Origin of the sequence: Enterobacter sp. HMSC16D10, from assembly GCF_001807145.1 — a bacterium.
GTDB lineage: Bacteria > Pseudomonadota > Gammaproteobacteria > Enterobacterales > Enterobacteriaceae > Enterobacter > Enterobacter roggenkampii.
Window position 1 is genome coordinate 1 of sequence record NZ_KV787867.1, and the last position, 7328, is coordinate 7328.

9 protein-coding genes and 1 pseudogene are annotated in these 7328 nt (G+C 53.3%); 6 read left to right on the forward strand and 4 right to left on the reverse strand.

Going from position 1 to position 7328, the window contains the following annotated elements:
* Nucleotides 1–23: 23 nt before the first annotated feature.
* Nucleotides 24–506, forward strand: a pseudogene (locus HMPREF3143_RS24745) (hypothetical protein); the annotation flags it as partial.
* Between the two features lie 299 nt (nucleotides 507–805).
* On the opposite strand, the gene repE reads toward HMPREF3143_RS24745, so the two are convergent.
* The 3 genes from repE to umuD form a co-directional block, all read right to left on the reverse strand.
* Nucleotides 806–1561 carry a replication initiation protein RepE gene (gene repE / locus HMPREF3143_RS10410; RefSeq protein WP_008502210.1) on the reverse strand — a complete coding sequence of 252 codons (756 nt, stop codon included), beginning with the start codon at nucleotides 1559–1561 and terminating at the stop codon, nucleotides 806–808.
* A 442-nt stretch (nucleotides 1562–2003) separates the two neighbouring features.
* Entirely contained in the window at nucleotides 2004–3275 is a 1272-nt protein-coding gene (locus HMPREF3143_RS10415; protein WP_033488150.1) for a Y-family DNA polymerase, read from the reverse strand.
* Nucleotides 3275–3706 carry a translesion error-prone DNA polymerase V autoproteolytic subunit gene (umuD, locus tag HMPREF3143_RS10420; RefSeq protein WP_033488151.1) on the reverse strand — a complete coding sequence of 144 codons (432 nt, stop codon included), beginning with the start codon at nucleotides 3704–3706 and terminating at the stop codon, nucleotides 3275–3277. The genes HMPREF3143_RS10415 and umuD overlap by 1 nt, the downstream gene beginning before the upstream one ends.
* Before the next feature lie 231 nt (nucleotides 3707–3937).
* Here umuD and parM point away from each other — a divergent pair, with 231 nt between their 5' ends.
* The 4 genes from parM to HMPREF3143_RS10440 are packed head-to-tail and all read left to right on the forward strand — an operon-like array spanning nucleotide 3938 to nucleotide 6073.
* Nucleotides 3938–4909 carry a plasmid segregation protein ParM domain-containing protein gene (parM, locus tag HMPREF3143_RS10425; protein ID WP_162489785.1) on the forward strand — a complete coding sequence of 324 codons (972 nt, stop codon included), beginning with the start codon at nucleotides 3938–3940 and terminating at the stop codon, nucleotides 4907–4909.
* A gap of 2 nt (nucleotides 4910–4911) precedes the next feature.
* Complete coding sequence (locus HMPREF3143_RS10430; RefSeq protein ID WP_033488153.1) at nucleotides 4912–5574, forward strand: plasmid partitioning/stability family protein; 663 nt, start codon at nucleotides 4912–4914, stop codon at nucleotides 5572–5574.
* Nucleotides 5575–5577: 3 nt separating this feature from the next.
* Nucleotides 5578–5841, forward strand: a complete 264-nt coding sequence (locus tag HMPREF3143_RS10435; RefSeq protein ID WP_062939626.1) for a hypothetical protein — start codon at nucleotides 5578–5580, stop codon at nucleotides 5839–5841.
* Between the two features lie 28 nt (nucleotides 5842–5869).
* Nucleotides 5870–6073: a hypothetical protein gene (locus HMPREF3143_RS10440; protein WP_033488155.1), complete on the forward strand. Its 204-nt coding sequence runs from the start codon at nucleotides 5870–5872 to the stop codon at nucleotides 6071–6073.
* A gap of 182 nt (nucleotides 6074–6255) precedes the next feature.
* Here HMPREF3143_RS10440 and HMPREF3143_RS25610 read toward each other — a convergent pair whose 3' ends face one another.
* On the reverse strand, nucleotides 6256–6450 hold the full coding sequence (locus tag HMPREF3143_RS25610; RefSeq protein WP_074162140.1) for a hypothetical protein: 195 nt from the start codon (nucleotides 6448–6450) through the stop codon (nucleotides 6256–6258).
* On the opposite strand from HMPREF3143_RS25610, the gene HMPREF3143_RS10445 reads away from it, so the two are divergent.
* Nucleotides 6449–6916, forward strand: coding sequence for a hypothetical protein (locus HMPREF3143_RS10445; RefSeq protein ID WP_033488156.1), 468 nt, complete (start codon nucleotides 6449–6451; stop codon nucleotides 6914–6916). The genes HMPREF3143_RS25610 and HMPREF3143_RS10445 overlap by 2 nt on opposite strands.
* The last annotated feature ends 412 nt before the right edge of the window (nucleotides 6917–7328 follow it).

Genomic DNA, 7328 nt, shown 5'->3' on the forward strand with positions numbered 1-7328 from the left:
GTGGCCAAATTCAGTAAACCACTTCAATTCTGGAATACCGCAGAGGTAGGGATGGCAAGGTTTACTGCCATGAGGGCTATGCGCATGCTGCGTATACGCTTGATAATCCTGTGCCTGTGGATAGCAACAAAGAACGCGACACACTGAAGGTAATAATAAACGCCAGCAGCTATGCTGGCCGTCAGGAAAGTCATCCGGATGCTATCAGCCTCAGCAAGCCACTTTTCACGTCTAAAAGCACTAAAAATGGGGTGGAGGAGGTCATTCATCCTGACTTCATACTGAATGTGGTTCCGAGCAAAGAAAACATAGTTACCACTTTCATCATCGAAACAATGGGCTCTGAATCCGAGGAGTATGTCGAGCGTAAACTGCAAACACATAGCTGGATGGAGCAGGAAGGTGTGCTCTTAACTGATCCTCCGGGTTGGCCAGAACCTTTAGACAGGACATTTAACAGCTTCCTGCTCAAACACATCTTTAGTGCAGGGAAAATGCACAAATAGTTCAGGCAGCGGTTTTGAATTCAAATAGTGACAATGCACCCTCAGCCAGAAGTGGAAAGGACGCACTTAAGTGTGACAAACGACACTCAGGGCTGAGGGGAGATGTGACAAGCTGCACTGAACTAAATGTGACAAATTGCCCTCATTAAGTGTATTTAAAGCACAAAATTGGAACCATGTAGTTCCAGAAAACCAGTCAGGGCAAAGGAAGACAAACTGTTATGTGACAAATCACCCTGAGAGCTTTAACTCTAGTGTGACAAACCACCCTGCTAATTGTGACAAATCACCCTCAAAACTCACTCAGGTGTAATCGACATTATGTCGCTGAAAGAAAAGACTATATGAGTCGTCTGGCGTCCTTTCTTTTTCTCTATATAAGACAGGCGCATTGGCGTTCTGCTGTTAATCTCATCGACACTCGCCTGCAGGAACCTACGGCGAAAGTCCGGCATACGCTGATAACTTTGCGGAAGCTGATAGCGCTCCATGATCCAGTCTATTTTCAGGGATACCACGCCAGAGCCATCCGGCTTACGGTACTGGCATAGTGACTCGTACAGGCGCATGGCATAGGGATTGGTGATCTCTTTCGTTTCACTTAGTCGGAACTGTGTGAAACGGTTCTGAAGGCCAATAAAGAAAGGAATGAGGTACGGGTTAATATGAACGCTGTAGAGCCCTCTGGAGGGACTATGGGCACGTTTGATGAACCAGGGAAAGGACTCATAACCTTTTTCTTCCCCGGCATCCTCTTCAGGCCGATAAAAGACCACTTCTTTACCCGCGAATCCCTTGAGAGCCTGACGGATATCTTTGCTTGCCTCGGCGGAGGTCAACCCGAAGGTTTCCGCATACTTGGCGACCTGAATTTCACATATACCGTCATGCTCCTGCAGCGTACCGTCAGATTTTCTGATCTGGTCCACAAAGAGATAAAGCATACGCTTTTGATCGCGAGATAGACTGTATGCCGCCTCAGTCAGTTCGTTTGACTGGACAATTCGCGGGCTATTCTTACGTTTTTTATGGTTGATAACCGCAACTTCCGTCATGACAGGTCCGTGTAAAGTGTGACAGGAATTTAGATTGTCACACTAATTGAAAAAGAGTCAACAGGTTGGGATAACTTTGTGGAATACAACAAATCATGAGGGCAATTTGTCACAGGGTTAAGGGCAATCTGTCACACTTTAAGATGGAGATTGAGGGTGATTTGTCACACTGAAAGGGCAGATTGTCACACAGATCCTTCTCAAACCCGCATGAATAAAGGGCTGAGAGGTGTTCTAAAAAGGTAAACCTAACAACCCTTTAAAAAGATCTTATAAAAATATGCCCGTGGATAAGTGGATAAACAGAGTGGGGTATCCATTAAACACCGAGCGTAAGCAGAATTTGTCCGTGCAGTTCCCTGGTGCTTCCTCGCTCACTCGCGGGCTTCGCCCTGTCGTTCGGCTGCGGCGAGCACTACTGGCTCTCTCTGAAAGGCGAAATTTAACCGATCCTCGCTATGGGGATATCTTTCCAGCGGGTGGTGTACGCAGGGGAGAGCATATCGCGTTTCATCTGCCATGCAGGCGCAATACCTCGTCCTGCAAACCAGACCTGTCCCAGCCCGGAATGATTAATGCCATCGAGAACCTTCATCAGCTCAGCGCTGTGAGGACGTGGAGGACGTTCGTCGAACAGCTGCAGCTGCGAAACGCCGGAGCCGGTGAAGTCATTCAGCATCACACCGGCTTTGGCATACCGGTGCCCATCCTTCCAGATACGCTCCAGAGCCGTTGTGGCGGCCGCAATGATGTCCCGGGTGTCCTGAGTGGGGGTAAGCAGTTTCTCCGTGGCCACGTTGCCATAGTAAGGCTCTTTAACGGCGAACGGAGACGTTTTGATGAATACGGAAATATGCCGGCAGTACTGGCGCTCTTTACGCAGCTTTTCTGAGGCCCGCTCTGCGTACTGACAGACAGCCTGGCGGAGCGAATCGTACTCCGTGATTTTCTCTCCAAAGCTGCGGCTGCAGACGATCTGCTGTTTCGTCGGTGGTGCTTCCTCAAGCGACATGCAGCTTTCCCCGTTCAGTTCGCGTACTGTTCGCTCGAGAACGACGGAGAAATTTTTGCGGATGAAGGCCGGGTTCGTCAGGGCCAGGTCGAGCGCGGTCTTAATGCCCAGAACATTGAGCTTGCGTGCAATACGGTTTCCCACGCCCCAGATCTCTTCGACCGGCTGCAGTGAAAGCAGTTTCCGCGTTCGCTGAGGATTACCCTGAGTCAGGGCGAGCACACCACGAAACTGTTTCCACTCCTTTGAGGCCCATTGTGCTGATTTTGCAAGGGTTTTTGTTGGAGCAGTCCCCACTCCGATGGTCAGACGGGTACAGTCATATACGTGCTGGCGCAGCTGCCGGCCGAAGTCCTCCAGAGCCATGCAGTGCTCCACGCCGGTCAGGTCGAGGAACATCTCGTCAATCGAATACTGTTCCACCCTGGGCGCCAGCTCCTCCAGACAGCTCATCACGCGCGCCGACATCGAAGCGTAAAGCTCATAATTGCTTGAAAAACAGTATATTTTTTCCGGGTAAAGCTCGTTCTTTATCTGGAACCACGGGGTGCCCATTTTTATCCAGGGCTTCGCCTCGGCGCTGCGTGCGATCACATTTCCGTCGTTGTTGCTCAGGACGACGATCGGCTTTCCTTTCAAATCCGGGCGGAAAACGCGTTCGCAGCTGGCATAAAAGCTGTTCACATCGGCCAGGGCAAACATCAGTACATCTCCCTCGGGCGGTGGATGATGTGCGTGACGACGCCAAAGATATCCAGATCGTCCGGGTCGGGATAAATCGGCGACCAGGCGGCGTTCATGGGCTGCAGCGTCAGTCGTGGCGTCAGCAGCAGCCGTTTGACAGTAAACTCCCCCTGCACGCTGGCCACAACAATATCGCCATGCCGGGGCTTCTCGGCACAGTCCACAACCAGCAGATCGCCATTGTACAGGCTGCCGTCGGCCATGCTGTCTCCGCTGGCGCGAAGGTAGTAAGTCGCGCTCGGATGCCGTATGCAGTAATCATGGAGATCCAGATCGGATTCGACATAGTCAGCTGCAGGGCTGGGAAAACCGCAGCTGGCCAGGTCTGCAAACAACGGATGGGCCTGTGGCGAGAGTTCTTTCCCGGTGCTGAAAAGCTGCAGTTTCATCTTTCCTCCTGACGTCTAAATATACTGGTTATGCATACAGTATATTTAACAGCGTGAGGATAATCCAGATCGCCTGCGCCATGAACAGAGTGAGTAACCTAAGCTACTCAAAATGTTCAGTAATATCATTTTGATTATTTTGTATTTCTCATTATGAGAAATAAGGCTTTTATTTTTCCATTTTGCTCTTATAATATGTATCAAATTGAGTGTAATTGACGGAGCATAATGGTGAATATTTACTGCGATGATGGTTCAACTAATGTTAAGCTGGCATGGTTTGAAGGAAACGAGCTGCAGACCCGGGTTTCTGCTAACTCCTTCCGGCATGGCTGGAAAGTGGCGGAATTCAGTGCTGCAACGTTCAACTATGAGGTGGGCACGCTGAAATATACCTGGGACAGCGTCAGCCGGGATGCCATCCCGACAACAAACGTGGAATATCAGTACGGTGATCTCAACCTGCTGGCCGTGCATCATGCCCTGCTGAACAGCGGACTTGAGCCGCAGCCGGTGAGCCTGACCGTGACGCTGCCCCTGAGCGAGTATTATGACGGGGACTGCCAGCGGAACGAGGAGAACATCCGACGCAAACGGGAAAACCTGATGCGTAAACTGGTGCTGAATAAGGGCAGGGCTTTTACCGTAACGAACGTGACGGTGATGCCGGAATCACTGCCGGCGGCGTTCTCCCGTCTCGCGGAGCTGAAGCCCGGTCCCGCAGAGACCACCCTGATTATCGATCTCGGCGGAACCACGCTCGATGCCGGCGTGATTGTCGGACAGTTTGACGATATCAGTGCGGTACACGGCAATCCGTCTGTCGGCGTGTCGCAGGTCACCCGCGCAGCTGCAGGCGCGCTGCGGGCTGCAGACAGCGAAACCAGCGCGCTTATTGCTGACACGGTCATCCGCAACCGCAACGATCGTCAGTATCTGCAGCGTGTGATCAACGATGCCGGAAAAATCGACGATGTTCTGAACAAAATTACAGAGGCAATCACTTCCCTGGGCGCGCGCGTCACCAGTGAGCTGACGGCCTTCAGGAACGTTAACCGGGTATTCCTGGTCGGGGGAGGGGCATCCCTCATTGAAGAGGCTATCCGTCAGGCCTGGCCTCTGGCTCCTGACCGTATCGAGGTTATCGGCGATCCGCAGCTGGCACTGGCCAGAGAGATTGCCCTTTACAATAAAGAGGACTAAACGTGCCGGACGGCCAGTATTCTTTCTATCTGCACAGCGACGATCGCACCGACATCGCGGCGATGGCGACCATCAGCACCATCTCACAGCCCCTGCGCGGTGACTTCATCCGGACCGCCGCCACCGCCGGGGCGGTGATGTACCAGACGGATGCCCGTTTACCGGCGCTGATCCCGGTGTTCTTTGACGGGCATCTGAGCGCCATCCGGCTTTGTGCCGTGATGGCGCTGGTCTCCGGCACCTGGTCTTCACTCTCAGGACTTCCTGATGAGCCTGACGGTGGCGTGGCGGCTCTGGCCATGTCACCGGATACTGAATACCAGCGCCGGCGTTACACCCTGACGCTTCTGGATGACCGGAGCAGTGAGCGGGTTGAACGTGTGCTGACGGGGGTGTCATCCCGCCTGCGCGGAGAGCTGCTGAGAAACCTGATTATCACCGGTCTGGCCCTGCATACGACCGCGCCGGAGCTGCCGCGTCTGCTGGCCAGCATGCCGGTACCGCCCGGCACGGTCAGCGAGCTGCAGGTTCTGGTCCAGCAGATGGCCGGTACGGCTGGCGTGAGTCAGGCTGCAGTACCGGAGAAACCAGCAGAGCCTGCTGCACCGGTAACCGGTGATGCGACCAGGATAAAGAAAAATATGCGCCGGGCATTCGGAGACTAAAACATGTCAGTGATTAAACAAAAGGCAGAGCAGTGCATTCATAACTTTCTGCGTGCCCGGAACGTGCCTGAATCTCAGTGGCCGGAACGGGTCAAAAAGACCGGCAGGGGAATGATACTGGCAGGCGTGGCCGTTGTGGTTCCCGGCGTTCTTGTTGATAACATCTCCCTGCCGGTGACAATCGCGATGCAGGTCTGCTATGCCTCACTGATCGGCCTCGGGGTTCTCCTGGCGTTTGACGAGAAAAAACCAAAGGGGCGGGGATGAATATGAACATTAACCTGAAGGAAACAGTATGCAGCTTGAAGAACTGACAGGAGACGAACGTACGCTGGTCGTTGTGGCACTGCAGGCGTTGTTCCGCGAGAGATTAACCGCATCAAATGCCGTCTTTACGGTATGTAGCCTGTCCGGAAAAGAGCAGCCGCCGGAAGATATTTTTGGACTGCGTGAAGTAGAGGATGCGCTGAGACGTATTGGTGCTGCTCCTGCGCGTTAAATCCGGCCCCGTACACTTCAGAAAAAAACGGCAGGGTGACATCTCATCCCTGCCGTCAAAACTAAACGCTTAATTTTTCGGCGATTATAATGTATTGTTTTGTGATGTAAATCACATTTTAATTTTATGTGAAATTATCTCGCCCTGTTTAACGTTGTCCCGGAAGATAGGCCGCCGTGCCTTCACGCTAACCCGGCCGCTTCAGCCGCCAGGGAAGCTGTCGCCTCCGTCCTCACCCGTTCGCGCCCTTCACGGGCTGAATGCACCGTGCAGGGCTTGCGCTGCGGCTTCGGCGTCGCCCTGGCGTCCTCCGCTTTTCGCCGGGTTTTTGTGGCGGCACGGCGCAAGAGGGTGCCGGATGCTGAGGACACAACCATGTTCAGACTGACCTGTATTGAACTCGATAACGGCGAGTTTGCCGTCTATATCAATCACCATTACCTGTGGAGTGAAGATGCCAGCGGAGAGCGACTTTCTCTGGGGGAGGTTCTGGAGCAGCTCTCCCGGCTGCCGGGTGTGGAATTACTGACCCTGCTGGAACCCGTACCGGACGACGATGACTGGTGCTGGAACGACATCGCTGATCGCGTCCTGCCGTCGCGTCCTGCATGTCGTGATGATGTGACGGTGGCAGGGCTCATCGCCAGGCTGAAGCAGTACCCACCGGATGCACTGTGTATGGGGACGTTCTGGCTGGAAGATGATTTTCTGTCCCTCGATGGCAGTCTGTCGGAGGAGGAAATTGCAGAAGCCATGCGTATCTGCGACCACAGCCACGATGCAGGCATCGGTTTTAACTGGGACACGCTGCAGTTTGCCATCGACAGGGTGAAGGGGGGTTGACGTAAAAAAACAGGACGCCTTCCGGGAAAAGAGCGTCCTCAAATGTGTCAAATTCGTTGTAAGTGAAAACCCATCAGATGTTTTCGACACAGATGATTGCACAATCACTTCTCACTTTCACCTGCCATATATCCTACTCAAAAAAAAGACGTCTCCGGTCGGGGACGTCCTGAAATCAAAGGCACACATGTAAGATAACGGCGCGGATCCATTATCAGTGTGTATTCTGCCATACCCTGCCTGACTCATCAGCTACCAGAACCGGTAACAAAGGATGTCGGTTCCCTCCGCCTTATTGCCGCCAGCCGGCGGCGTGTTCAACGCCGTGCCTTCACGCTAACCCGGCCGCTGCGGCCGCAAGGGAAGCTCATCGCCGTTCTCCTCACCCGTTCGCACCCTTCACGGTGCATTC

Coding starts and splice junctions, on each gene's coding strand:
- HMPREF3143_RS10440 (WP_033488155.1), top strand. CDS start 5,870: ATGCAGCTTGAAGAACTGACAGGAGACGAACGTACGCTGGTCGTTGTG.
- repE (WP_008502210.1), bottom strand. CDS start 1,561: ATGACGGAAGTTGCGGTTATCAACCATAAAAAACGTAAGAATAGCCCG.
- HMPREF3143_RS10415 (WP_033488150.1), bottom strand. CDS start 3,275: ATGTTTGCCCTGGCCGATGTGAACAGCTTTTATGCCAGCTGCGAACGC.
- HMPREF3143_RS10435 (WP_062939626.1), top strand. CDS start 5,578: ATGTCAGTGATTAAACAAAAGGCAGAGCAGTGCATTCATAACTTTCTG.
- umuD (WP_033488151.1), bottom strand. CDS start 3,706: ATGAAACTGCAGCTTTTCAGCACCGGGAAAGAACTCTCGCCACAGGCC.
- HMPREF3143_RS10445 (WP_033488156.1), top strand. CDS start 6,449: ATGTTCAGACTGACCTGTATTGAACTCGATAACGGCGAGTTTGCCGTC.
- HMPREF3143_RS25610 (WP_074162140.1), bottom strand. CDS start 6,450: ATGGTTGTGTCCTCAGCATCCGGCACCCTCTTGCGCCGTGCCGCCACA.